General features: G+C 38.3%; 19 protein-coding genes. All 19 read left to right on the forward strand.

Annotation, left to right across the window (positions count from 1 at the left end; genetic code table 11):
• Positions 1–231: 231 nt before the first annotated feature.
• Positions 232–750, forward strand: a complete 519-nt coding sequence (locus AC00Y6_RS04945) for a gamma carbonic anhydrase family protein (RefSeq protein WP_474489508.1) — start codon at positions 232–234, stop codon at positions 748–750.
• Positions 751–786: 36 nt separating this feature from the next.
• Complete coding sequence (locus tag AC00Y6_RS04950) at positions 787–1,740, forward strand: YihY/virulence factor BrkB family protein (protein WP_474489509.1); 954 nt, start codon at positions 787–789, stop codon at positions 1,738–1,740.
• Positions 1,741–1,885: 145 nt separating this feature from the next.
• The gene (locus tag AC00Y6_RS04955) at positions 1,886–2,770 is read left to right on the forward strand and encodes an ABC transporter ATP-binding protein (RefSeq protein WP_474489510.1); all 885 of its coding nucleotides are present in this window, start codon (positions 1,886–1,888) and stop codon (positions 2,768–2,770) included.
• Complete coding sequence (locus AC00Y6_RS04960) at positions 2,763–6,458, forward strand: ABC transporter permease/M1 family aminopeptidase (RefSeq protein WP_474489511.1); 3,696 nt, start codon at positions 2,763–2,765, stop codon at positions 6,456–6,458. Before AC00Y6_RS04955 ends, AC00Y6_RS04960 begins: the two co-directional genes overlap by 8 nt.
• Positions 6,459–6,634: 176 nt before the next feature.
• Entirely contained in the window at positions 6,635–7,720 is a 1,086-nt protein-coding gene (locus AC00Y6_RS04965) for a DUF4407 domain-containing protein (protein ID WP_474489512.1), read from the forward strand.
• Between the two features lie 112 nt (positions 7,721–7,832).
• The gene (topA, locus tag AC00Y6_RS04970; protein WP_474489513.1) at positions 7,833–10,376 is read left to right on the forward strand and encodes a type I DNA topoisomerase; all 2,544 of its coding nucleotides are present in this window, start codon (positions 7,833–7,835) and stop codon (positions 10,374–10,376) included.
• A gap of 107 nt (positions 10,377–10,483) precedes the next feature.
• Positions 10,484–11,833 (forward strand): hypothetical protein, encoded by a 1,350-nt coding sequence (locus AC00Y6_RS04975; protein WP_474489514.1) that lies wholly within the window; start codon positions 10,484–10,486, stop codon positions 11,831–11,833.
• Between the two features lie 108 nt (positions 11,834–11,941).
• Positions 11,942–13,066 (forward strand): EpsG family protein, encoded by a 1,125-nt coding sequence (locus AC00Y6_RS04980; RefSeq protein ID WP_474489515.1) that lies wholly within the window; start codon positions 11,942–11,944, stop codon positions 13,064–13,066.
• Positions 13,067–13,071: 5 nt separating this feature from the next.
• Entirely contained in the window at positions 13,072–14,631 is a 1,560-nt protein-coding gene (locus AC00Y6_RS04985) for a hypothetical protein (protein ID WP_474489516.1), read from the forward strand.
• Between the two features lie 3 nt (positions 14,632–14,634).
• Positions 14,635–15,705 (forward strand): formimidoylglutamase, encoded by a 1,071-nt coding sequence (locus AC00Y6_RS04990; RefSeq protein WP_474489517.1) that lies wholly within the window; start codon positions 14,635–14,637, stop codon positions 15,703–15,705.
• Positions 15,706–15,709: 4 nt separating this feature from the next.
• Positions 15,710–16,720, forward strand: coding sequence for a glycosyltransferase family 2 protein (locus AC00Y6_RS04995; protein ID WP_474489518.1), 1,011 nt, complete (start codon positions 15,710–15,712; stop codon positions 16,718–16,720).
• A gap of 20 nt (positions 16,721–16,740) precedes the next feature.
• Positions 16,741–17,853: a glycosyltransferase family 4 protein gene (locus AC00Y6_RS05000; protein ID WP_474489519.1), complete on the forward strand. Its 1,113-nt coding sequence runs from the start codon at positions 16,741–16,743 to the stop codon at positions 17,851–17,853.
• Positions 17,854–17,877: 24 nt separating this feature from the next.
• Positions 17,878–18,735: a polysaccharide biosynthesis/export family protein gene (locus AC00Y6_RS05005; RefSeq protein WP_474489520.1), complete on the forward strand. Its 858-nt coding sequence runs from the start codon at positions 17,878–17,880 to the stop codon at positions 18,733–18,735.
• A complete protein-coding gene (locus AC00Y6_RS05010; protein ID WP_474489521.1) occupies positions 18,735–21,209 on the forward strand; it encodes an exopolysaccharide transport family protein in 2,475 nt (824 codons plus the stop codon). Before AC00Y6_RS05005 ends, AC00Y6_RS05010 begins: the two co-directional genes overlap by 1 nt.
• Positions 21,210–21,384: 175 nt before the next feature.
• Positions 21,385–22,179, forward strand: coding sequence for a type IX secretion system protein PorG (porG, locus tag AC00Y6_RS05015; RefSeq protein WP_474489522.1), 795 nt, complete (start codon positions 21,385–21,387; stop codon positions 22,177–22,179).
• Positions 22,180–22,183: 4 nt separating this feature from the next.
• Positions 22,184–22,930: an isoprenyl transferase gene (locus AC00Y6_RS05020; protein WP_474489523.1), complete on the forward strand. Its 747-nt coding sequence runs from the start codon at positions 22,184–22,186 to the stop codon at positions 22,928–22,930.
• 33 nt (positions 22,931–22,963) lie between these two features.
• Positions 22,964–25,498 (forward strand): outer membrane protein assembly factor BamA, encoded by a 2,535-nt coding sequence (bamA, locus tag AC00Y6_RS05025; RefSeq protein ID WP_474489524.1) that lies wholly within the window; start codon positions 22,964–22,966, stop codon positions 25,496–25,498.
• Between the two features lie 24 nt (positions 25,499–25,522).
• A complete protein-coding gene (locus tag AC00Y6_RS05030) occupies positions 25,523–26,155 on the forward strand; it encodes an OmpH/Skp family outer membrane protein (RefSeq protein ID WP_474489525.1) in 633 nt (210 codons plus the stop codon).
• A 35-nt stretch (positions 26,156–26,190) separates the two neighbouring features.
• Positions 26,191–26,694 carry an OmpH/Skp family outer membrane protein gene (locus AC00Y6_RS05035; protein WP_474489526.1) on the forward strand — a complete coding sequence of 168 codons (504 nt, stop codon included), beginning with the start codon at positions 26,191–26,193 and terminating at the stop codon, positions 26,692–26,694.
• Positions 26,695–26,696 lie beyond the last annotated feature (2 nt).

A 26,696-nucleotide genomic window follows, 5' to 3' on the forward strand; every position in this document is an offset into this window, starting at 1 on the left:
AAGTTTTGATTATGAGAAGCTTTGCGGGTTTTCGATTTTTTCTATGGGTTTGATTTCTCTTAATTCCACGGGAGAAAAGTGAAATGTACACTAAGCTGCGCCCCGGCCTGAGTGGAGCTCATCCCAAAATTAGCTTTGGAAAATGCATTGGCTTTTTGGGATAGCGGGAACGGAGGACGGATTAAGGCGCCCAAAATATTATTATAAAGAATTAACAATTAATCATTAAAAATGGCAATTATAAAAGAACTTTTAGGCAAAACACCTCAGTTGGGAGACAACACTTTTGTGGCAGAAACGGCCGTGATCATCGGCGATGTAACGATGGGGAAGGATTGCAGCATCTGGTACAATGCGGTGCTGAGAGGTGACGTGCATTTCATCAAAATGGGTGATAAAGTGAATGTTCAGGACAATGCGATGATCCACTGCACTTATCAAAAAAGCCCAACTATTATAGGAAATAGCGTTTCTATCGGGCATAATGCCATTGTACACGGCTGTACCATCAAAGATAATGTACTGATTGGAATGGGCGCTATTGTGATGGATGATTGCTTGGTAGAGAGCAATTCTATCGTAGCAGCCGGGGCTGTGGTGACCGCTAACACCCATATCCGCGAAGGCGAAATATGGGCCGGTGTGCCTGCCAGGAAAGTTAAAGACGTTTCGCAAAACCTGATAGAAGGGGAGATCAACCGTATTGCGGATAACTATGTAAAATACTCGGGCTGGTACAAAACGGAATAAGTTGGTACAAAGATTGAATTTCCCAAGAAAAAACGAATGAAACAACTCAATTCTTTTTGGGAGATTCTGAAAGAGACTTTTAGCGAATGGATGTCCTCGTCTGCTGCAAAAGACAGTGCCAGTATGGCTTACAACGCCATATTTTCTTTACCAGGGCTTTTAATTATTATTATCTGGACAGCAGGTCATTTTTTTGGGGAAGACGCTGTGAATGGTGAAATAAGAAGGCAGATCCAAGGTATTATGGGTTACGATGTAGCCAAAAGCATTCAGGATATGATTGCGAGTGCCGTGGTAGACAAACAAAACTTTTGGATGAAAGCTTTGGGTGTAGGGACTTTGGTTTTTGGGGCAACAAGTTTATTTTTCCAGATGCAAACTTCGCTCAACAACCTTTGGGATGTGGAAGCGGCGCCTAAGAAAGCCTGGCAAAAGTTTATTTTGGACAGAGCCAATTCTTTGGGCATGATTCTGATCATCGCTTTTTTGCTGCTTGCCAGCATGCTGTTGTCTTCGTTCATAGGCCTTGCCAATACGTGGATTACCTCTTACTTTGGGCTTGAAACCTATGCGCTAGTTCAGTTTTGTAATTTTGCTCTTGGCTTTGCGGTTATTATTGTCCTCTTTGCTTTTATGTTCAAAGTTTTACCTGATGTAGAAATCCAATGGAAATCCGTCTGGATAGGTGCTATAGTAACGGCTTTGTTGTTCAATATTGGAAAGATGCTGATGAGTTTCTATTTTGATTTTTCCAAGCCAACATCGGTTTTTGGAGCTGCCGGAACAGTCATTTTATTGATGATGTGGATTAATTATTCTTGTCAATTGGTATTTTTTGGCGCCGAATTTACCAAAGTTTACGCCTACAAAAAGGGACATAAGATTGTGCCTTCTAAACATGCCAAATGGAACAAAGCCCGTCTTTTTCAAGACGCCGAAGAACATCGGATTGTCAAAAATCCTGAAACATCAAAGCCGGGCGGCGTATAAGTTCGATTTAATTATCATACAAACACTATCTGCAAGGATGGTGTTTTTGTTTTTTGAGATTATATTTTTTCTAACGACAATTTTGTTTTTCTGTAACAAATGTGATTAGTTATCGTCTAACTTATTAAGTCTTTAAAAAATAACTATGGAACTTACAATTAAAAACATTTCGAAAACCTACTCTAATGGCCTGAAGGCTTTAGACAATATAAACTTAACCATCGGCAAAGGCATGTTTGGCCTGTTGGGTCCTAACGGTGCGGGGAAATCCTCATTAATGCGGACTATTGCAGGCTTGCAGGCTCCGGATTCAGGAGAGATTCACCTTGGTTCTCTCAATGCTCTGACGCAGAAAGAAGAACTCAGGAAAATACTCGGTTACCTTCCGCAGGATTTTGGTTTTTACCCCAAAGTAAATGCGGTGGAACTGCTAACGCATTTTGCTATCCTGAAAGGAATCAGTAATAAAAAAGACCGTAAAGAAATTGTTGATGGACTTCTGCATCAAACCAATCTTTACGAAGCCCGAAAACGCAACGTCAGCGAGTATTCCGGCGGAATGCGCCAGCGTTTTGGGATTGCCCAGGCACTTCTTGGAAATCCAAAACTGATTATTGTAGATGAGCCAACAGCCGGCCTGGATCCCATGGAAAGAAATCGCTTCCATAATCTGCTGAGTGAGATTGGTGAGAACACCATTGTAATCCTGTCAACACACATTGTGGATGATGTCAAAAACCTTTGTAACAGGCTTGTCATCCTTAACAGTGGACAGATCATTCTCGACGGAACGCCTAGCGGAGTTATTGAAGAATTCCAAGGGAAAATCTGGAAAAAACAGATGGAAAAATCTGAAGTGGAAGCTGCCAAAGCCCATCTTCATGTGATCTCAACCCATGTTACCGATGGTAAAGTGGAAGTGCGTGTCTTCTCGCAAAATCAGCCCGATGCAGATTTTATTCCTGTAGAGTCTAACCTGGAAGATGTTTATTTCTCTAGCATTACCGAAAAATTGCCTGCTCATGTTTAAAGAATTATTCTCTTTCGAGCTCAAAAGCGGATTCAAAAAATGGAGCACGCAGATTTACTTTTTTGTTTTTCTGGCTTTGGGTATTTTAATCGGTTTAGCTACCACTGGCGCTTTTGACACCTCTACAACAGATTCTGTTTTAACCAAAAACTCTTCTTTGGCCATTGCAAGGATTATTGTTGGGATGAGTGGCAATATTATGGTACTGCTGAATGGTGTGATGTTGATTTCTATCATGTCAACAGCCATTCAGAAGGATTATGCGTACAACTTCCATGGTCTGCTTTACACCACGCCAATTACTAAGTCGGGTTATTTTTTCGGGCGTTTTTTCGGTAATTTCCTGATTTCTATTTATGTTTTTGCCGGATTGTTGCTTGGCTATTTTATGGGGACTTTGTACGGTCTTGGGACGCCGCTTTTGAGCGAAATCAGCATCATCAATTATCTTTGGCCGTTTCTTATTTTTACCGTAGCCAACACATTTATCCTCGGCTCCATTTTCTTTGCTTTGACCACTTTCACCAGGAGTACACTTGCAGCATATCTGTTCTGTATTATCCTGCTTTTGTTGTCTATTTTGAGTGACAGCATCTTGTCTGATATCGATAACAAAGATGTGGCTTCTTTAATAGATCCGTTCGGGAATTATGCTTTGCGACAATTGACACAATATTGGACACCTTTTGAACAGAACGAAAAGCTGATTCCGCTTTCCGGCATCCTTTTGTATAACAGGTTGCTTTGGATTGGGATTGCATTGGTGGCTGTAGGTGTTACGTTCTATAAATTTGAATTCAATCAGTTTTTACAGCCTTTTTCATTATTCCGAAAAAAGAAAAGTACATCAGAACAGCTGGTTTATCAGTCGGATAAAACGTTGGAAGAAGTGCTGGCTGTGAATAAGGATTTTTCCTTTGGGGCAAAACTTCGGGAGCTGCTCTATCTCTCGTTTTTTGAACTGAAAAGAATTATTTACACGCCGTTTTTCGGGATTATTGCTTTTATATTTTCGGTAATGCTGGTTGTGATTTCCAATTACATGAAGTCGATGTACGATGCAGAATCTATCCCTGTAACTTTTCTGATGGCCGAGCTGGCCGAGGAAGGTTTGCAGTTTTTCCTCTTGTTGCTCGTCGTTTTCTTTTCCGGGAATATTGTCTATCGGGAGCGCGAGAACAAGATTGATGAGTTAATTGGCGTCAGTACAGTTTCCAATTTCAACCTTGTTTTTTCCAAATTTTTAGGACTGGTTTGGATGGTAGTTGCGATGCAGCTGCTTTCTAATATTTTGTGCATGGGAATCCAGGTTTACAAAGGTTTTTACCATATAGAACCATTGGTTTATCTCAAGTTTGACCTTTATAATTTGCCTTATTATATGGTTTTGATTGGCTTTAGTTTGTTTGTACAACTGATGGTCAATAACAAATATTTTGGGTTTTTTCTCGTCTTGTTTCCCGTTATTTTTCTGCCCATTATTTTCAATTATCTGGAGTGGGACGGGATTTTGTACCATTTTAACTCGTCGGGTCCGGTATTGCCTTATTCTGATTTAAATGGTTTTGGACAGACTTTGTGGAGTTACCTTACGGTTAAATCATATTGGGTTCTGATGATGCTGTTTTTGCTTTTCATTGCACTGATGGTCTTTCCGAGGGGAAAAGAGAAAAGTTTTTCCAAAAAGTACATGCTTTCCAAAACATCATTCAGGTGGCAGCATAAGGTTTTACTCTTCGTTTTTCTGATGGCAACCATTGGCACAGGCGGTGTTATCTATTACAATACCAGGATTTTAAACCACTCTTTTACACAAGTGGAGATGGAAAAAATGCGGGTGGATTATGAGAAGAAATATAAGTATCTGGAGGAGATTGAGCAGCCTAGGATTGTATCCTCAGACTTAAAGATTGATCTTCATCCTAAACAATTAAGCTGGAATGTTACCGGAACCTATTGGATAAAAAATAAACATCAGAAGCCCATCGATAGTATTATCCTTAAATATCCGAATAATCTTGACGGGGATTATACTTACAAAACGATGCAGCTGGCACGCGCGGTGAAAGAAATCTTTAATGATGAGAAGGTGGGCTTAAAATTATTGAAGCTCAACCAACCATTGCAGCCCGGGGATTCTGTTAAGATGGAGTTTCAGTATACTTATCAGCCGCGCGGTTTTCAAAATTCTAATGTGGAAACCGATGTGGTGGCAAATGGCTCGTTTTTCAATTCCAATAACCTTCCGGGGCTTGGTTACAGTGATGATGCTGAGCTTTCCGAAAATTCGGCAAGGAAAAAGTATGGGTTGAAACCCAAACCAAGAATGGCAAAAGTGAATGACCTGAAAGCTAGGATGAACAATTATATTTCCAACGATGCAGACTGGATCCGCTTCCAGACGCAGATTTCTACAGATGAAGACCAGATTGCCATTGCGCCGGGTTATCTTCAGAAAGAATGGAAATCCAATGGCAGGCGCTATTTTACATACAAGATGGATGCACCGATTCTTAATTTCTATGCCTTTTTATCGGCGGATTATCAGGTCAAAAAATCAAAGTGGAATAATGTCAATATAGAAATCTATTACCAAAAAGGACACGAGTATAATCTGGATCGGATGATTGCATCCATACAGAAGTCGCTGGATTATTTTAGTAAAAATTTTGGGCCTTATCAGCACAGGCAGGTCCGCATTATCGAGTTTCCACGGTATGCATCGTTTGCGCAGTCGTTCCCCAATACAATTCCTTATTCAGAAGAGATTGGGTTTTTGACCAAAGTAGAACCTAATAATCCTTCCAAGATTGATGTCCCGTTTTATGTTACATCGCACGAGGTGGCGCACCAGTGGTGGGCGCATCAGGTGATTGGCGGGAATGTTCAGGGCAGTGTGATGATGGCCGAAACCTTTTCGCAATATTCTGCGCTTATGGTAATGGAGCATCAGTATGGACGTCCTGCGATGAAAAAATTCTTGGCTTACGAAATGGATAAATACCTGCGTGGCAGAACCAACGAAACCAAAGCTGAAATGCCGCTGATGCTGGTGGAAAACCAGAATTATATCCATTATAACAAAGGCAGTGTGGTGATGTATGCGCTCAAAGATTATTTGGGAGAAGCCAAACTGAATTCGGTAATGAAAAAATACTTGGATCAGAAAAAATATCAGGAACCGCCATACACCAATTCTGTAGAATTTGTAAATCTGCTGAAGAAGGAAACGCCGGACAGCCTACAATATGTGATAAAGGATATGTTTGAAACCATCACGCTTTACGAAAATTATGTCAAAGACCTGTCTTATAAGAAAGTTGGAAACCAATATGAGGTTAAACTTACTGTGGGCAGTGCCAAATACAAATCTGACGCCCAAGGAAAATCCAAGCGTGTTACTGTTGCAGACTATATTGATATTGGTGTTTTTGGGCAAAAATCTGCGAAATACCCGGAAGGTAAAGAGTTGGTTTTTCAAAAAATTAAGATGGACAAGCCGGAGAAAACTTTTACATTTTTTGTGAATGAGGAGCCGCAGCAGGCAGGTATTGATCCTTATGCGAAGTTGATTGACAGGAATTCTAAAAACAATATCCACGACTTCAAGTCAAAACCGGGTAAAGTAGATTTAGCAGCCGATGGTAAGTCTGGTAAAACAGGTATTACGATCTCGGTAGGAGATTAATTGAGAAGGAAGAAAGCGTATTTTATATGGATAAAATTTAATACTGAAAATTAATAAAATTGGTATAAATTTAGCTATTTGGTTTTGCCTAATACTATTTGTAACAAAATAACGTTTTTTATAACAAATTGAATAGTTGATTGCGACCAATAATTAACAATCAACACATCTGAAAAATGAAAAATACAAGTGCTTATAAAATGAATTGGTTTCAGCATTTTCTCATGTTATGCTCCGGCGCCAATATTCATCTCCTTAAAAAATCCCCGTCAGAATGGAACAAATTTTCCGGCATTGGCGGCATTGTACTGTTCACGGCTATTTTTGCCACATTGTCTGCGGGATACGCCATGTTTACCGTTTTTGATAATTTGGCGGCAGCTATTGGGTTTGGGATCCTTTGGGGGTTGATGATTTTTAATCTGGATCGTTACATCGTGTCGTCTATCAAAAAGACCGGAACCTGGTGGAATCAGATTCTGATGACCATTCCAAGATTGATTTTAGCGGTGTTTCTCGGGATTATTATTTCCAAACCTTTGGAGCTTAAAATTTTTGAAAAGGAAGTTAACAAGCAGCTCAACACAATTATTCAGAGGAATAAGAAGCAGCTTCAAACTGAGATCAATGGTAGGATTATGCAACAATCCGGGCCATTTGATAAAGAGAAAATCGCGATACAAAACCAACTCAAAAACTACCAATTGGCTTACGATTCTGCTTCGGTAGAGCTGGAGAAAGAGATCCTGGGAAAACAATCCGGGCTCACGAGTGGCAAAGTCGGTTTTGGAACCAATGCCAAAAGGAAATCTGAGCTGAAGGAGCAGAAAAGACTGGATCTGGAAAACTACCAGAAACAGGTGCAGCCACGGTTAGAATATCTGGACAAAGAGATTTCCAAAGTCTATACAAACTTGGAAACCGAACGCAAATCTACCGAAACAGTAGAGGATAAATTTAATGGTTTTGCGGCAAGGTTACAAGCGCTGGACGAACTTGGAAAAAGCTCTGCCATCATGGCTTTGGCAGCAAGTTTTATCATGGGTCTGTTCATTTGCCTGGAAATTTCTCCGGTACTGATCAAGCTGATTTCTCATGTTGGGCCTTACGATTACCTTCTGGAAAAAACGGAAAATGAGTTTAAGCTTTATTCTAAAGAAAAAATCAAAAAAGCCAATGCAATGACAGATTACAGGATTGAGGATTTTGAAGATGATTTGAAAAACAAAAAAGATAGTAAACATCCAAAAGATCTATTATAAAGCATTACTAATTGAGTGATTTTGACAGTGAAAATGCCAGTTTTCACATGGTCTTCACTACGCAATTAGTTCCGTATGGCCAAAAATCCATACTTTTGCAAAAATTTTCAGGATGCCAAAAAATTTAGTCATTGTCGAGTCCCCGGCAAAAGCAAAAACAATTCAGAAGTATTTAGGAAGCGATTATGAGGTGAAGTCCAGCTTTGGACACATCCGTGATCTGCCTAAAAAAGGCATGGGAATAGACCTTTCCAGCTTTACGCCTGATTATGAAGTTTCTGCAGACAAAAAGAAATTGGTCACCGAGCTAAAAGCTGCCGTCAAAAAAGCCGAAATGGTTTGGCTGGCTTCCGATGAGGACCGCGAAGGAGAGGCAATTGCATGGCATTTGGCAGACGAGCTGAAACTGAAACCTGAAAACAGAAAACGAATTGTTTTCCATGAGATTACCAAAAACGCTATCCTGAAAGCGATTGATAATCCGAGAGATATAGACCAGAACCTTGTCAACGCACAACAGGCAAGACGAGTCTTGGACAGGATTGTAGGCTTTGAAATGTCACCGGTTCTTTGGAAAAAAGTAAAAACAGGATTGTCCGCAGGAAGAGTCCAATCGGTTGCGGTAAGATTAGTAGTTGAAAGAGAAAAAGAAATCCGCGAATTTGTCCCGAAGCCAAGTTTTAAAGTAGAAGGGACTTTCCTTAACGAAGGCCAGCAGGAGATTGCCGCCAAGCTAAAAAAGGATTTTGATAAAGAATCTGATGCTGAAAAATTTCTGGAACAATCACAATCCACCGAATTTAAAGTTCTGAATGTTGAGACCAAGCCTGGAACAAGAACGGCCTCGGCGCCTTTTACGACATCTACGCTTCAGCAGGAGGCTTCTTCCCGATTAGGATATAATGTAACAACAACAATGCGCCTCGCACAAAGGCTTTATGAGGAAGGATTCATTACCTATATGAGAACCGACTCTGTCAATCTTTCTCAGGAAGCAATTAATGGTGCCAAAGCACAAATCCTTTCGGAGTATGGCGATCATTATTCCAAACCAAGAAATTATACCACAAAATCTTCATCTGCCCAGGAAGCGCACGAGGCGATCCGCCCAACTGATTTTTCTGTAAAATCTATCAGCGATGTACAGCTGAACAAACTATATCAATTAATTTACAGAAGGACTTTGGCTTCTCAGATGGAAAACGCCAAAATCGAAAAAACGGTTATCGAAATCGGAAATGCGGCGTTGCCACAACATTTCGAAGCGCAGGGCGAAGTGATTGTTTTTGATGGTTTCTTAAGGGCTTACGGCATCGTAAAAACTGATGAAGACGATGATGAAAACCACGAAAAGCTATTGCCAAAGGTAAAAATTGGTGAAACTTTACTCTATAAAAAAATTACCGCAACAGAAAAATTCACAAGACCGTCCGCAAGGTTTACCGAGGCAGGATTAGTAAAAAAATTGGAAGAATTGGGAATCGGTCGCCCATCGACCTATGCACCAACCATTCAGACTATCCAAAACCGTGAGTATGTTGATAAAAGGGAAATAGAGCCACAGACAAGGGAGATCGTTAAAATGACATTGGGCAAAACCGGTGTAAAAAAAGAAGTTCTTGAGGAGAAGTTTGGCGGAGATAAAAATAAATTTGTCCCAACAGATATTGGCGAAGTGGTGAATGATTTCTTAACTAATAATTTTGCAGAAATCCTGGATTATGGTTTCACGGCAAGGGTGGAAGAAGGGTTTGATGAGATTGCCAACGGCGACCAGAAGTGGAAGGAGATGATGACGGATTTTTATTCCAAATTCCATCCAAGAATCGAAGATGTAGAGGAACATGCAGACCGCGCTAATGGTGACCGCTTATTGGGAACCGACCCAAAATCCGGCAAAAACGTACACGCCAGAATCGGAAGGTTTGGTCCGATGATTCAGATTGGTGAGCAGGATGACGAGGAAAAACCAACATTTGCCTCGCTGATGTCCAATCAAAATATTGCAACTATCACGCTAGACGAGGCTTTGGAATTGTTTAAGCTCCCTTTTGATTTGAAAGAAGTTGATGGACAGCCGGTTTCTGTAGGCGTTGGTAGATTTGGACCTTATGTAAAGTGGGGCGAGACGTACATCAGCATCCCAAAAGGTGAAGATGCGCTGTCTGTGAATCAGGAAAGAGCCGAGGAAATCATTAATGAAAAGAAAATTGCTGATGCGCCAATCGCTAATTATAAAGGTGAACCGGTGACAAAAGGCAGCGGTCGATTTGGCCCTTTTATCAAATACAAAAGTATATTCATCAACGTTCCGAAGAAATATAACTTTGATAATCTATCGCAAAGTGACATCAACGAATTGGTGGAAGCAAAACTAGAGAAGGAAGCCAACCGCTACATCCAACAGTGGGAAGCCGAGAAAATATCCATAGAAAATGCAAGATGGGGCCCGATTTTGAAACATGGCAAAAACATCTATAAAATCCCCAAAAAGAAAGATGACTCCAAATACGAAGCAGATGAACTGAAAGATGTGTCTCTGGATGAGGTGAAAAAATGGATCACGGCTCAAGACCCAAAAGCCTTTGCGGAAAAGAAAAAAGCAGCTGCTAAAAAGAAGGCGCCAGCCAAGAAAGCACCGGCTAAGAAAAAATAAATACTTTTAAACCCTTTCTGAGTTTCTGAACCCGAAAGGGTTTTTTATTTGATAGATTGCCGATTAATTTTAATATTTTTGGAACTTCTTACAAAACACACATCCTGATGGGAGAAAAATTACAATGGCACGCTATAAAAAACTTTCCGTGGCTCATCTTTTTTGTAGCAATATTCATTTGGGTAGCCATTGCGGGCGCTAATTTTTATTACCAAAATCACAGTGGATATACCGGGACAGGTATTCTTTTCCCGATTTCGGTGATCTATCCTAACCAGTTTTTGTGGAGTGGTTTTTTGTTTGCATTTCTGTTTTTGGTTTCTGGTGTTATTGCTTTTAAATATGCTGATAAATTAAACCTATTCCTTCTTTTTTTGGTGGTGGCAATGTTGGTGATATTGGGGAACCTTAGCCAGGGGAATTTTGACATTGCCTTTCTGCAGCCATTTTACCTCAAAGGGCGACAATATTATACTGATGCCATTGCCATTACAGATGGGCAGGTTTGGTTGCGCGATTTTTCCAAAAATCTGGAGCATTTCCAACTGCATACCAAGACTCATCCGCCGTTTGTGACGCTGTTACATTTTTGGATTTTAAATATTACTAATATAGAAACATTAGCCGTCATTTTTTTTGCGATTGGCTGTCTGTCTTTTCCTCTGTTTTACAAAATTCTTTATTATCTCGATTTTAAAGAATCCAGAAGGCGGTGGATAACGATTTTATTCGCGATTATCCCTTCTGTTAATATTTATCTTTTGGTTTCTATTGATGCGTTGATCCTTACGTTTACATTAATTTTTCTGTTGGGATTAGCAAGGATTTTCCACTACAAAAAGATAGACTCATCATCGTTTCTATTGATGCTTTTGGGATTGCTCCTCACTAATCTTTTTTCGTTTTCCGGATTATTTTTGTTTGCATTTTTAGGTTGCCTGAGTATTTATTTTCTGTTGAAAGGAAAATGGAATTTTGTTTGGCTGAGCCTGATGCTGGCGGTGGTTTTTGTCCTTGTTTTAATAACAATTTATGTGACTACAGGATATAACCATTTGCAGATGTTTTTGCTAGCCTCGCAATCGGAGAATCCGGATGGTTTCCGCCTATTTCACCAGCCATTGGTATATTTGATGACAAGACTGGAGGACATTTGCGAGATTTTCCTGTTTTTATCCTTTGGGTTTTTAGCTGTACTATTTTCAAAGAAACTGGAAAATAAAACATTTGATACCTTCAATGTCAATATTCTGTTTTTTTGTGCAATTACCGCTTTGTCGGCTATGCTTATAACAGGTGCCTATGGAACGGGCGAAACTGCCAGAGCCTGTCTGTTTATGGTTCCGTATTTTTTGATTTTGCTAAAGGATATTGATGCGAACCAATTCAAAGTTCTGTTTTATCTCTGTCTTTTTCAGACGTTTGGGATGCAAATGATAGGGAATTTTTATTGGTGATATTAATCTGAATCATAAACAATCAGCATTCGATATTTAAAGATATCCAAATTTTAAAACCACACTTTTTTAATACATTTGAGCATAATTACTTAGCCAGCCTTATCAATGACAATCCTTCACCCAGCTTTTACCATTCTATTTGCGATCCTGATCTTGTTCAGCTTCAACGAAGTGTACAGGAACGAATCCAAAAAGTCTGTATTGACCATTTGGATTATTGCGATTATGATGATTGTGTTGTCGGGTTTACGTGGTAATGTGGGAGCTGATTATCCGGTCTACCGATCTTTTTATGCTGTATATTTCCCCAGTCTGGATTTTTCTCAGCTCATTGATAAAATGCTCTTCCGCACTACAAATCTGGATATTGAGTGGATGTACGTTATGCTTAATAAGTTTGTCTTCATGTTTGGTGGTCCTTTCCAGTCTTTCACATTCGTTAGTGCTTGCATCACGATTGGTATTAAGATGTGGACTTATCAGAAAGATTCTGCTTATCCTGCTTTTTCTGCGTTGTTGTTGTTTATTCCTGGTTTTTTTATTGCAGACAGTGGACATATGCGTCAGGCATTAGGGATGACGATGTGTCTTTTGTCTTATCAGTTCATCAAAGACAGGAAGCTGATCTGGTTCCTTGTAACAATGTATGTGGCTTATGGGTTTCACAAATCTGCTATAATCTTTCTCCCGGCCTATTGGCTGGTATTGGTTCCTTTGACCTCCTCCCGCATTTTTTACCTAATTGTTGCGAGTGTTATTTTGTCACCCTTCCATGTTTATAATTTGTTTGCCAGCTTTTTAGGTAGTCTAAACTTACAGGATGTTTCCAATGGTTATAATGGCTATGTGGGCTATGAGGACAAGGCTTCCAGTTTTATGGATGGTATTATGGTTGTTAATTCTTTTTTGCTGGTTACTTACAACCGACAGGCTTGCAATAAGATTTGGTATTACGAATACCTTCGAAATATTCTAGTTATGGGCGTTTGCTTATACTTTATTTTTCGTGATAATCCGGTATTTTCAACTAGACTGGTTGGGGTTTATATCAGTTTTTCACCGTTGGTGATTGCTAATATTATTGCCTCTCTAGATGATAATAAAAAGCGTTTTTGGCATCTTTTCTTTGTAGCGTTCATGATATTTTATTATTTTGTTTTTGCGAGATATCAGGGTGTTGCCGGGCGTTTTACACCAGATACTTATACTAATTTCCTTTGGAGTTTTTAATAAAAATGATGAAAAAGAACATTGCTTTTTTTGCAGTTTTACTAATGGTTGGGCTACTGATTTTTGTTAATATTCAATTAGTAACCAACTTTGCCGGAAAATATATTTATCCTCTGGATGATGCTTACATTCATCTTTCTATGGCTAAAAATTTTGCGGATTTTGGAGTTTGGGGAATTACACAGTATGAGTTTTCTTCTACTACATCTTCCCCATTTTTTACATTTTTATTAGCGGTTTTGATTAAGGTTTTTGGTAATTGGGAATATCTTCCCTTGGTTGCCAATAGTTTCGCCGGGATTCTTTTGATAGCAATTTTCCATCAATATCTTAAGCCGTTTTCCAGAACTACTTACATTGTTTTTTTAACTGCCATTGTTTTCTTGATGCCGCTGCATCTAATGATTATGACGGGAATGGAGCATGTTTTTCATGCATTGGCAATGGTTTTGGTCCTTCTTTGGTTTCAAAAATATTTAAAGAATAATTCTCCCCGGAATTTCTCAATTCTGGCATTGTTGTCCATTATGGCAACAGGTTTTAGGTATGAGAGCTTATTCTTTATCTTCTTCATTTGCGTTTATCTATTCTTTATAAAAAAAGAATTTCTAAAAAGTATAGCTTTAGGCCTGTTGGCTATTTCTCCTGTAGTTATTTATGGGCTAATTTCTGTTAAGCACGGTTCGTTTTTTCTCCCCAATTCTTTGATTCTGAAAGGTAATACCAATGATGGGTTTATTGGTTTTGTAACAAGGGTTGCCGGTAATGCCTATCGTGGAATTTCGGTTTTGATCTTGATCTTAATTCTAATGATTCAGATGTTTAGCAAGTCAAAGAATCAAAAATCGCTTACCGATAAAATTGCTAACAATGCATTGCAAATCGTAGTTTTTTGTGGTTTTGGGGTTCATCTTTTATTTGCAAATTTTGGATGGCTAATTAGATATGAGGCTTACTTGGTCGTTATTATTTTATTCGCTATTGCGCCATGTGGTGATGAGGTTTTTCAGAAGAAACCAAGAGTGGGAATCCTTAGATTTACAATGGTGTTTTTGTTGTTAATCACATTTTATATGCGGTTTATAACCATGTTGAAACACCAGCCCGTTGCATCCAAAAATATTTTTGACCAGCAGATCCAGCTGGCAGATTTCCTTCACCAATATTATCGCAATTCCAAAGTCATTGCCAACGACATTGGCGCTATTACCTACTTCAATAATATCTATCTTTTGGACACCTATGGTCTTGGTAGTATAGAAGTCGCAAAGCTCAGGAAAAACGATCATGGGAAATTTACCGATAACAAGGTACTTCAGAAATATATTTATGATACCGCTAAAAATCAGAATTTTGAGTTGGCATTAGTTTTTGATGAATGGGTAAAGATGCCGGATTATTTTACAAAAGTGGGGACATTAACCATTAGGGATAATTATATGTCCGGCGGTACAACGGTTTCTTTTTATTCTGTAAAAAAAGAAGATGCCGGGCTATTGCGAAAGCACTTGGCTGAGTTTGCTGAAAAAGTTCCAAAAGATGTTATTGTAAAAACTATAGATTAAAAAATGAATTTCGAAGACTTTATTATTGCGCCCAGAAAAATCCGAACCGAAAAATGGCAGATCGGGAGTAGAATTATTAATGAAATAAAGGAAGATAGCATTGTACTGCTGTTTGTTTCAGATTACCGCGGCGCAGATGGCGATGCAGAAAGTCAGGATTTTAACGGTGTGCGGAAAGAGTTTTACAAATTATCACAATTGGATTTTGAGATTCCTGTGGTAGATTTAGGCGATCTCATTTCCGGCAGAACACCTCAGGATACGCATTATATCTTGCAGGAGGTTTTGTCGGCTTGTCATCAGAAGAATGCTATTCCCGTCATCATTGGTGGTAGTAACGACTTGGCTTTTTCCTTGTTTTCGGCACTTAATTTTCATCAGCAGGATGTCAATTATACCCAGATAAGCAATGTGGTGGCGCTAAAGCAGGATGAAGAAATACACGAGTCAAACTTCCTGAGCAAAATTCTTGGTTCCAAAAATTTCTCTATCAAAAATTATCATCATCTTGGCTATCAAAAACACCTAAACGAGATGGATTCTGTAAAACTTATCAAAGAAGTTCAGTTTGATATTGTCCGGCTCGCGGAGATGATGAATTCTACAGAGAAAACGGAACCTTTTTTCCGAAAGGCCGATCTGGTAACCATCAACTGTGATGCGATAGAAAGTTTTGGCGATGCGTTTTCCATCAATCCTCAAGTAAACGGGCTCAACAGGCGCGAGGTTTGTGCCTATATGAAAGAAATCGGACTCAGTGAAAGACTGAAGTCTGTCGGGATTTTTAATTACAATATTTATTCGGAAAATCAGCTTAACCATCAGCTTTTAGCCCAGATGGTCTGGTATCTTGTCGAAGGGATTAATATCCAGAGATCCCACCCGAAAGAAAAATCCTACGAAACTTTTTATGTTCTGATTGGAGATGAAAAATATGCCTTCAAGCGTGATGTTTTCAGTAATCTTTGGTATTTTGGAGAGGATGAAAATATCGATAATTGTATCCCTTGCTCACGTTCGGATTTTGATGAAGCCAAAAGAGGGTTTCTGAGCCCGAGATTTACAAGAAACTAAGCTTATGAGTCTGGATTCTGAAATAAAAGTTTCAATCATTGTTCCGGTTTATAACGTTGAGTTATACTTGGAAAAATGTCTGCTGTCACTGGTCAATCAAACTTTGCAGGAGATCGAAATCCTTGTTGTGAATGATGGCAGCAAAGATGGCTCTCAAACGATTATAGAGAAATTCCAACAGGAATATCCCGATAAAATTTTTGGCTTCATAAAAGAAAATGGCGGATTGAGCGATGCGCGAAATTTTGGAATCGACAGGGCAAAAGGTGATTTTATTGGATTTGTGGATAGTGATGATTATGTCTCGCCAAACATGTTTGAAGATATGCATACTCTTGTTATGAGACATCAGGCCCAGATGGCGATTTGCAACCTTCAGAAGGTAGATGAAAACGGAAATGTTATCCAAAAACTAACTCAATTACCTAATTTTCCGGACAAAATTGAACTGGATAAGAATCTCTCTGTTTTTTCGGATCTTTCTTATTTCGCGTGTAATAAGATTTTCAGCAAAGAGCTCTTCCTGCATAAGAGATTTAAAAAAGGTGTTCATTTCGAGGATATAGAACTAATACCGCAACTGTTGCTGGACTGTCAGGTTTTAGCATTTTCCCCAAGTTACCATTACCATTATCTTGAGCGGCAGGATTCTATCAGCAAGAGCCACACGATAAGCGGTTTAGATATTTTAAGTGCTGTAAAAACTGTTACTAACACTTACGTAGAAAGTCGTTTTTCAAAAAACAAAGTAGCCATCAAAAACTTCCAAATCCTAGAAGGGGTTTATACTTTTTTGGCTTATCTGGCCTTTGTAAAAGAAGAAAATGTTTATAACAAGATGAGCGATGAATTGGATTTATTTATGAAATCTAATGGCTTAACAATTAAAGATATATTGCAATATAGGCGGTTTGGTAAAAATTATCTGTTATCTTTGCCTCTTAGAAAAAAAATTTATTACATCCTTTCGTTCCTTAAACTGAGAAAAATAGTCAGATTTCTGACAGTCAATTAAAATCAGCCAAAAAACACAAAATGACAAATTTCGAAACTTTTTTACAAGGCACCGGAATCTCTTTTTTTTATTTTAAGCTGGTTTTGGGCTTTTTCTTTTCTTTCATGATTACGTATATTTCTATCCCTACTATAATCAAGATTTCCCGAAGAAAGAATTTGATGGATGAACCGGGATCCAGAAGTTCTCACTTGCGTAAAATTCCTAATTTGGGAGGTGTGGCCATCTTTTTTTCTCTTGGTGTTTGTGCGCCGGTTTTTGCATATGAGTTATTCGACCGGTACAAATTTCTGTTTGCCTCCTTTATCATCCTGTTTTTTGTTGGCGTGATGGATGACATTATGGTTCTTAGGGCTTATAAAAAATTGTTGGCTCAGATACTGGTTTCTGGCTTAATGGTGATCGGTTCTGATGTAAGAATACGAAGTCTATTTGGAGTTTTTGGTGTCTATGAGATTAATTATTATGTGAGTGTAATTTTCAGTTTGCTCACTTTTATTATTTTAATTAATGCATTCAATCTAATTGACGGGATTGATGGACTCGCTGGCAGTTATACGATAGTCACCAGTACTTTATTCGGGGTAAGTTTTTTTCGTCTTGGGATTAACAATGCACCCTTGGTCATCTTATGTGGAATTTTGATAGCAGCTTCAATTGGTTTCTTGATTTACAACCTTTCAAACAAAAGAATGTCAAAGATTTTCATGGGAGATACAGGCTCTATGATTTTAGGTTTTTTGTTGGCTTTTACGGGGATTTCTTTTATAGAAATTTTCATAGCGAAACGGGACGATATTTTTTATCATTTGCAGAGTGCTCCGGTAATCGCGGTGGCTATTTTGATTTTGCCAATTATTGATACACTTACTGTGATTATTACAAGGATTTATCATGGTAAATCTGTACTTTCTGCAGATCGAAATCATATCCACCACAAGGTCATAAACTTGGGATTGAGTCACAGAAGATCTACGGCTTACATTATTGCCTACTATCTTTTTATCATTATGGTCACCTATTTTTTAAGGCATACCAATGTCAACCTTTTATTGTTGTTGATTCTAACATTGGGTTTTTGGGGTGCTTATTTGCCTATTTTTCTGCTTAGATTAAAAAGAAGATTAAAATAATTATATTTTTGTAAAAATTTGTTGATGAGAAAATCTTATCTATTTAACCTGATTATATTGTTTTCGTTACTGGGTATTACCTCTTGTATTTCTCAGAAAGACGTGCGCTACCTGCAACCGAGCGAGAGCCTCACCATTAACGAAGAAGGTCTTGTACCCTATAATGTCCCAGAATATAGAGTTACAAAAGGTGATATACTCAGCCTAAATGTTGTCACAACACCAAAAGGTGATGCTGCACAGTTCTATTCATCTCTTAATGCCTCTTCCGCAGGAGGAGGTCAACAGACGGGGTCAGCAGGAGGTCAACAAGGTGGCGGGGGATCGGGCGGTAATGCTACATTTTACTTTAATGGGTTAAAGGTAGACAACAATGGTGATGTCAATATCTTTGGGATTGGTTACGTAAAAGCAGAAGGTAGAACTTTGGATGATATGACCAAAGAGATACAGGGTAAGGTGAATGAGAATTTTTTGCAAGGAAAATCAGAAGTGAGACTTAATCTTGACGGTATTCGCTACTATATACTTGGGGATATAGAAAGTGTTGGTATTACAGGGGAAAAAGTGGCGTATATGACGCAGCTCAACATTATGCAGGCAATTGCTATGAATGGCGGTCTTAACAGGACAGTGGATAGAAAAAATATTATGATCCACAGAAAATTTCCGGAAGGGATCAAAACTGCCAGGCTAGATCTCACGCGCGAAGATGCTATGAATTCGCCTTATTACTGGTTGCAAAATGGGGATATCATCTATCTTAATACCAATGCGAAGAGTATCAATGGCTTTGGCAAAGAACCGTTGCAGACTTTAACAACTGGCGTGTCTGTCCTTACTACAGTAATGTCTATTTATTTAATTCTTACGAGACTATAATGATTCCTGATAAAAACGGAAATAAAGCAAAAACCGCAGTGGAAACTTCTGAAAAAATAGGAGCTTTCAATTTCTTTGATCCTGTCCATTTTTTACAGCGTGTTCTCCGAAATTGGTATTGGTTCGTTATTTTGGGGTTTCTCGGTTACTGCATATCTTATGTGTATAGCCGTTATTATGCACAGCGCGTTTACGCTTCTACGCTTTCGTTAAGTATATCAAATAATACTGCCAGCTATTTTACGCCGAATCAGTCTATCAATTTTATTTGGGGACAGGGTGGCAATCAAGATGGTGTTTATCTCAAAAAAATATTACTGTCTCGTAGTCACAATGAGTTTTTGGTTAAAAAATTAAATTTAATCACCAATTATACGACGAAGGGATTAATTAAATCTACTTACTTAGATCAGGAGGACAGTCCTGTATTTTTGGAAATTGATAAGAATCATCCTCAGCAGGTTAACTATCCTATTACCCTTGTACCAAAAGGAGGTAACAAGTACGAAGTTGTTTTACCGGAAGAAGGAGAATCAATTTACCTTTATAATTACAAGACGGAGGCTAGCCAAGATGTGACGCCTTATCAAAGGCCAAAAAATAAAATCATTAGCACAGGTGAGTGGTACCAGTCTCCCAATTTGAAATTTAAACTGGTTAGTAATCCTACCTCTGGCCATTTGGGCCTAGAAAATGTTATAGTAACATTAGTACCAATCAATCAGGCTGTTAACAGTATAATAGGTAGCCTTAGTATTGATTTTGATAAAGAACTGTCATCTATAATGATGATTACAAAAAGTGGTTATAATCTAAACAACACGGTTAATTTCCTTAATAATTCTGTGGATGTTTTGATCAAAAAAAGGCTGACGGATCAGAATACGGTAGATCGTAACACAGTGGACTACCTGAATGACAACCTAAGCCTCATTAGAAAAAAACTGGATTCCAGTGCAGTAGTTCTTAATAATCTAAAGATCAACAATCGTCTTTACGATATGGAGAATATCGATTCAAAGACTTTGCAAAAGCTTAATGACTTAGATACCCAAAAGGCAGAATTGATAACGAAAATCAACTCACTCAATTCGATTAAAAATTCGGTTTATACCAATAATATCGAAAAAATGATTAGCCTGAATGCAGCAGGGATAGAGGATGGATCTTTTAATGCTTCAGTCTCCGAACTGAAGGCTTTGTACGCAAAACGCAGAGAGATGGCGCAGATTTATACGCCAAATTCTGAACCGATGCGCGAAATCAACCGTCTGCTGAATGATGCCAAAAACAGTTCGGAATCCGGGCTTCGTAAATATTTTGATGGCTATAATACAAAATTAGCCGACATCAATGCTCAGATTGCGTCAATGGATAAAGAATTGGTAACTCTACCCGAAAAACAACGTATTTTTTTGGATGCACAACGCGGGTATAATATCATTGAAAACACTTATAATACCTTGCTTACAGAGCAGGCCAAATCTCAGATGCGAGTGGCTACCAACCAGAGTAACCTTACCGTTATCGATAAAGCCAAAAACTTGGGGCAGGCACCCATTGCACCCAATGTTAACGCAACCAAGATGCAGATTATGGGGGGGCTTTTGCTGATTCCGCTGGTTTTTCTGGCTATTGGTGAGTTGTTAGATAACAAAATAAGGAATTTGAAGGAGTTGCTCTCGGTAACAAGGATTCCTTTGTTGGGTGTAATAGGTCGTAATAATTACGAAAATAACCTAACCGTCCTTCAAGAACCAAAATCGTCTGTAGCAGAGGCTTTTCGTGCAGTTCGTGCTAATTTGAGATTTCTTTTTAATGAAGAAGATGCAAGTAAAGTCATCTTGGTCACCTCTTCTATCAGTGGTGAAGGGAAAACTTACGTTTCAATTAATATTGCATCTGTTTTGGGACTTAGTGGTAAAAAGACAGTTTTACTGGGAATGGATCTAAGGAAACCGAAAATTTTTGGGGATTTTAATATTAATAATAAGAACGGTATTTCAAATTATCTTACCGGGCAGGTGGGTATAGATGAGATTATTAATAAGACAAGTATTCCTGCATTAGACGTCATCACCTCTGGGCCAATACCTCCTAATCCGTCGGAACTGCTAATGAGTGACAACAACATGCGCTTTATAGAGAAATTAAAGGAAACTTATGAGTATATTATCATAGATTCACCCCCGGTAGGCTTGGTTGCGGATTCTTTTGAACTGATGAAGAAGGCCGATACTACCATATATGTTGTACGTCACGAGTACACAGAGAAATATATGCTTCGCATGATTACCGAAAAATATTTTAATAAAGAAGTACACAATCTTGGCCTTGTATATAACGATTATATTGCCAAACAAGGTTATGGCTATGGTTACGGTTACGGCTATTTTGAGGAAGATAAAAATTATAAAGAGCCAACTATTATCCAAATTAGAAACAGGATCAGAACATTCTTTAACAGAAAATAGAAGCCTTGCCAAGGCTTTTATTTTTTTACAGACTATTTTAATAATATGTTCGTTTTATAACAATAAATTATACTTTTTTCTTTTTATTTAACTAAACTTTAAGAAGTTCCTTAATCTAAAAATGTTTTATATTTGCACCAAATTTTTGAATAATAGACATTTCCGCATATTGAAAATGAAGAAAGATCTTAGTCTTATCCTTGTTGCTATTTTTTGTTCTCTGGCTTTTTTTAAGGCACAGAAGCATGAGATAGGAGTGCAACTGGGGATGAGTAATCTGGTGGGCGATATCGGAAGAACCAATTATGTGCTTCAGAAGCCTATTGGGAATGTGTCGGATTTTGGACTGCCGTTTTATGGCGGCATAATGTACCGAATGAATTTTAACCCTTATCAGACGGTTCGTTTTAATTTTGGGATTAATCATATTCAGTTTGATGACCATTTGGCTACTGAACAGTATCGCAGAAATAGACAACTTTACGGTACCAACTCGGTTTTGTCGGCGGATGTCCTTTTTGAATATAATTTTTTGCCGGTTAATAATGAGCAAAAAAGTATGTTGAGTCCTTATATTTTTGCAGGGATATCAGGTCTTTACATGGATGGTGTATCTGCAAATCTTAATATAGAATCTCTCAACGATGTGGAGATCAATTATAAGTCTAATAAAAAGATGACGATGGCCATACCTTTTGGTATTGGTCTTAAGTATAAATTTAACTATAACTGGGCATTGTCCGGCGAATTTACATTCAGGCCAACATTCTCAAATCAGGTAGATTATAGTGAAATTAAAGAAAAGGATGTGAGGGTAAAATCTAACCTTGATAAAGAGGATACAGATATGATTGTTCAGCAATTTCTAAGACAGCGCAATGTTGGCAATCTTAATTCCAAAGATTGGATCAATTCTGCAACCATTATATTATCTTATGCCTTTGGCAGACCACCTTGTTATTGTAAATAGAATCATGCAGGAAGAGTTAAAAAAGTTAATCAACAAGGATAAATTGCCTCAGCATGTTGCTGTAATTATGGATGGCAACGGGCGGTGGGCAAAATCCAGAGGCGAGGAGAGAACTTTTGGTCACAGGAATGCGATCAATGCGGTTCGCAATGTCATCAATGCCTGTAACGAGATTCATATCCCATACCTCACGCTTTACACTTTTTCATCAGAAAACTGGAACAGACCGCAGGATGAAGTAGATACATTGATGAGCCTTTTATCGGAAACGTTGCTTCTGGAAGCAGAAGAAATTTTTACAAAAGGCCTGAGGATGCATGTTATAGGTGATGTAAGTCAACTACCTGAACTGGTAAAAGATCAGCTCCTTAATGTTATAGAATTGACCAAGAATAATAGCAAAGGAAATCTGATACTGGCGCTTAATTATGGTTCCCAAAAAGAGATCCTAAAGGCGGTGAAGGATATTTCGCGGGAAGTAAAGAGTGGTAAATTGGATGTGGAAGATATTAATGAAAAGGTGTTTGAAAATCATCTTTATACCAGGGATTTTCCTGCTGTTGACCTTATGATAAGAACTAGTGGGGAGGTACGCATCAGTAATTTTTTGCTTTGGCAGATTGCTTATGCAGAACTACAGTTTTTGGATGTGCTATGGCCGGATTTTTCCAAGGAAACTTTTTTCCGTTGCATTATAGATTATCAGAACAAGGAGAGAAGATACGGGATGACAAGCGAGCAGCTTTCGTAAAATTATATTAGAAAAGAGACAACTTCAATAAGAATGAAATTAAGATTTATACCCATTATTTTGTTAACCGCCTCGGTGTATTTTCACGCGCAGGTTGTTCCACAGGGTAACAATGCAGAAAACACAGAACTTGTAGGAAAGCAAAACCAAGAGTACGTTCTGAAGGATATCGTTGTAGACGGTGTCAAAAGATATACACCAGCTCAAATTTTGCGTTTTACAGGTCTTGTGAAAGGAGAGAAGTTAGAAATTCCTGGCCAAAGAGTAAGTTCTGCCGTGAAAAAGCTTTGGGAGACCCAATCTTTCTCCAAGGTAGAAGTTTATGTGCAGGATGTAGAAGGGCAGAATGTTGTTTTACAGTTCCAGCTGCAGGATCTTAAAGAGCTTGGGGAGATCAAGTTCACAGGCCGTGGTATTGGTAAATCCAAGAACGAAAAGCTGATTAAAGATAATAACCTGAAGCCGGGAACCAAGATTAATAACAATTTGGTATCCAGCCTTCAGAACAAGATTCCGCAGGAGTACATTGCAAAAGGATTTGCGGATGCCAAAATCAAAATTGATGAAAAGGCTAATGCTACAGATCCTAATCTGGTGGATTGGACCATAGAGGTGGAAAAAGGAAAAAAGGTAAAGATTGATAAAATCACCTTTGAGGGTAACGAAAATGTTTCCAGCAGAAAACTGAGAAAAAATGGGTTTAAAGATACCAAGCAGAAAAGATTTTTGCTAGGCATCCTTAAGCCTTCAAAATTTGTACAAGACAAATATGATGAGGATAAGCGTAAACTGATTAATTATTATAATTCATTAGGTTTCCGGGATGCTACCATCGTTTCTGATTCTGTCACGAGAAATGATAAAGGTTATAATATCAATGTTAAACTTAATGAAGGTAAAAAATATTACATTGGTGATATTAATTTTGTAGGAAATACAACCTTCACTACCGAGTTCTTACAAAAAGTATTAGGTTACAAAACTGGTGATATATATGATGCGGTAGGATTCAATAAAAAAGTTGGTGAAGATGGCGGTAAAGACGATAACTCAGATATCAAGTCGGTTTATATGGATAATGGTTTCCTTTTCTCCAATGTTACGCCGATTGAAAAATCTGTGAAAGGGGACTCTATTAATATCGAAATAAGAATTAACGAAGGCGAAAAAGCAACATGGAACCGTGTAACCTGGTCTGGTAATACGACCACACATGACCATGTAATCCTAAGAGCTCTTAGAACGAAACCAGGAGCATTGTTTGCGAAATCAGATATCAAAAGAACCTATTTTGAGTTAGCAGGGATGCAGTTTTTCGATCCACAGCAGATTGGGACGGATGTAAAACCAAATCCTCAGGATAATACGGTTAATATGCACTGGACATTGGTTGAGAAAGGATCCTCTCAGGTACAGCTTCAGGCCGGTTACGGTGGTGGTTCATTCATTGGAACACTGGGATTAACCTTCAACAACTTCTCATTGAGAAACTTCTTGAAGTTTAAGGATTTCAAACCAGTGCCACAGGGTGATGGTCAAACATTGTCTTTACAGGCACAGGCTGGGCAATACTTTACCAACTATGGGGTGTCTTTTACAGAGCCTTGGGTATTTGGTACACGGCCAACAGCTCTAAGCGTAGGACTTAATTACTCAAGAGTTAACTATAATTATACTACAGGAGCACAACGTATGAATATTTTTTCGGCCAATGCAGGTCTTACAAGACTGTTGAGATGGCCGGACGATTATTTCTCCTTGTATACGGGCATCCAGTTCCAGAGTTATAACTTTAGCAACTATCCGTTTTATTTTGGAGATAATCTAGAGTATTATGGTAATACAAAATCTTTCAGTTTCAATATAGGTCTTAGCAGAAACTCTGCAGGTTTGGACCCTGTATTCCCAACCTATGGTTCTAATCTTGAAGCTTCGGTCAAGTTTACACCACCATATTCTTGGTTCAGTAACAAAGATTATTCTACAATGAGTACGCTAGACAAGTACAAGTGGATGGAGTTTTATAAAGTGAAATTAAAAGCGGACTTCTATAATGAGGTTGTTGGTAAACTGGTACTTAGAACTACAGGCGAGATGGGATTCCTTAACGGTTATAGTAAAGAACTAGGTCCGCCACCATTTGAGAGATATTATGTAGGTGGCGTTGGATTATTCAATGGTAGATTTGATGGTAGAGAGCTTGTGCCTTTAAGAGGTTATGAGAATGCTTCATCTACAGGATTTAGTCCCAACTCTACTTACGATATTACACCTTACGGTGGGGCAACTATCTATAACAGGTTTGCAGCGGAGTTAAGATATCCAATTTCTATGAATCAGACCGCGAAGATATTTGCTTTAACTTTTGTGGAAGCCGGTAATGCATGGAACAGCTTTGGAACTTATAATCCTTTCAGGCTAAAAAGATCTGCTGGTATTGGTATCAGAGTATCTATGTCAGCTTTTGGATTAATAGGATTTGACTTTGCTTATGGATTTGATAAAACTCTAGGAGGCACGCAACCATCCGGATGGCAGACACACTTCTTGATGAATCAGCCATTGTAAAATAATTTTTTTTACTTTTGACAGATGAAAAAAATAGTTTTAGTAACCGCCATACTTTTTTCGATTTCTCAGGTCAGCGCACAAAAGATAGGTGTTGTAGATACCAATTATGTATTAAGCAAATTGCCACAGTATAAAGATGCAGAGAACAGGCTCAACTCCCAAATATCGCAATGGCAATCTGATCTTCAAAAGTTGCAGGCCGAATATGAGAGAAAAAAGCAAGCATTTGAAAATGAAAAGGTACTATTGGTAGGAGACCAGCTAAAACTTAGAGAGAAGGAGATTGTAGATATGGAGGCTAATATCCAGAACACAATTGGTGCAAGATTTGGGACAAATGGTGAGGTTAATCAGTTAAGATCAAACCTTACAAAACCTTATCAAGATCAGATCTGGAATGCTATAAAAACCGTTTCTACAAAGAATAACCTGGGCATAGTTCTTGATAAAAGTAATAACATAAGCGTAATCTTTCTTGATAAACGATATGATTATACAGATGCTGTTCTCAACCTTCTGGGTAAAAGTACTCCGAAGACCGAGGAAAGTAAGGGTAACCTAGCACCAGGTAATAGAAATAGTGAAATAAGGTCGTCTAAAGACAGAATGCAAAGAAGAGGTTCTCTTGAGGCCAAAGAGATGAAAACAAAGTAGAATTAATTATAAATATATAAACATCAATTTTTAAAATGAACAAATTAAATGTATTATTAGTAGCTGTTGTAATGGTTTTTGCCACAGGATTTGCAAATGCTCAGAAATTAGCTTCTGTAGATGTAAGTTCAATTTTTAAATCTATGCCAGAGATGAAGGCATTGGATCAGCAATTACAAACTTTGCAAACAGCAAAACAGACTGAGCTAGAAAAACAAGGCAAATCTCTTCAGGATTTGATGAAAAAATACCAAGACGAAGCGCCTAAACAGACTCAAGCTATCAATGAGCAAAGAAGCCAAGAAGTTCAAAAACTTCAGGATAATCTACAACAGTTGTATGCTGCTGCTCAAAAGGATATCGCAGAAAAAAGAGATGCAGGATTAGATCCAATCGAGAAAAAAATCAACGAAGCTATTACAAAAGTTTCTAAAGCTGCAGGTTACGAGTATGTATTTGATGCGTCTAGCCCGGCATTGGTTTACAAAGCAGGAACAGATGCTACGCCAGCTGTTAAAAAGGAATTAGGATTGAAATAAGT

This window comes from Epilithonimonas sp., from assembly GCF_056329745.1.

Bases quoted from the DNA above. Each gene is read 5' to 3' on its own strand.
- bamA (WP_474489524.1), top strand. From the start codon at position 22,964: ATGAAATTAAGATTTATACCCATTATTTTGTTAACCGCCTCGGTGTAT.
- porG (WP_474489522.1), top strand. From the start codon at position 21,385: ATGAAGAAAGATCTTAGTCTTATCCTTGTTGCTATTTTTTGTTCTCTG.
- AC00Y6_RS05035 (WP_474489526.1), top strand. From the start codon at position 26,191: ATGAACAAATTAAATGTATTATTAGTAGCTGTTGTAATGGTTTTTGCC.
- AC00Y6_RS05030 (WP_474489525.1), top strand. From the start codon at position 25,523: ATGAAAAAAATAGTTTTAGTAACCGCCATACTTTTTTCGATTTCTCAG.
- AC00Y6_RS05020 (WP_474489523.1), top strand. From the start codon at position 22,184: ATGCAGGAAGAGTTAAAAAAGTTAATCAACAAGGATAAATTGCCTCAG.
- AC00Y6_RS04975 (WP_474489514.1), top strand. From the start codon at position 10,484: ATGGGAGAAAAATTACAATGGCACGCTATAAAAAACTTTCCGTGGCTC.
- AC00Y6_RS05005 (WP_474489520.1), top strand. From the start codon at position 17,878: ATGAGAAAATCTTATCTATTTAACCTGATTATATTGTTTTCGTTACTG.
- topA (WP_474489513.1), top strand. From the start codon at position 7,833: ATGCCAAAAAATTTAGTCATTGTCGAGTCCCCGGCAAAAGCAAAAACA.
- AC00Y6_RS04960 (WP_474489511.1), top strand. From the start codon at position 2,763: ATGTTTAAAGAATTATTCTCTTTCGAGCTCAAAAGCGGATTCAAAAAA.
- AC00Y6_RS04980 (WP_474489515.1), top strand. From the start codon at position 11,942: ATGACAATCCTTCACCCAGCTTTTACCATTCTATTTGCGATCCTGATC.
- AC00Y6_RS04950 (WP_474489509.1), top strand. From the start codon at position 787: ATGAAACAACTCAATTCTTTTTGGGAGATTCTGAAAGAGACTTTTAGC.
- AC00Y6_RS04965 (WP_474489512.1), top strand. From the start codon at position 6,635: ATGAAAAATACAAGTGCTTATAAAATGAATTGGTTTCAGCATTTTCTC.
- AC00Y6_RS04995 (WP_474489518.1), top strand. From the start codon at position 15,710: ATGAGTCTGGATTCTGAAATAAAAGTTTCAATCATTGTTCCGGTTTAT.
- AC00Y6_RS04985 (WP_474489516.1), top strand. From the start codon at position 13,072: ATGATGAAAAAGAACATTGCTTTTTTTGCAGTTTTACTAATGGTTGGG.
- AC00Y6_RS04990 (WP_474489517.1), top strand. From the start codon at position 14,635: ATGAATTTCGAAGACTTTATTATTGCGCCCAGAAAAATCCGAACCGAA.
- AC00Y6_RS04955 (WP_474489510.1), top strand. From the start codon at position 1,886: ATGGAACTTACAATTAAAAACATTTCGAAAACCTACTCTAATGGCCTG.
- AC00Y6_RS05000 (WP_474489519.1), top strand. From the start codon at position 16,741: ATGACAAATTTCGAAACTTTTTTACAAGGCACCGGAATCTCTTTTTTT.
- AC00Y6_RS05010 (WP_474489521.1), top strand. From the start codon at position 18,735: ATGATTCCTGATAAAAACGGAAATAAAGCAAAAACCGCAGTGGAAACT.
- AC00Y6_RS04945 (WP_474489508.1), top strand. From the start codon at position 232: ATGGCAATTATAAAAGAACTTTTAGGCAAAACACCTCAGTTGGGAGAC.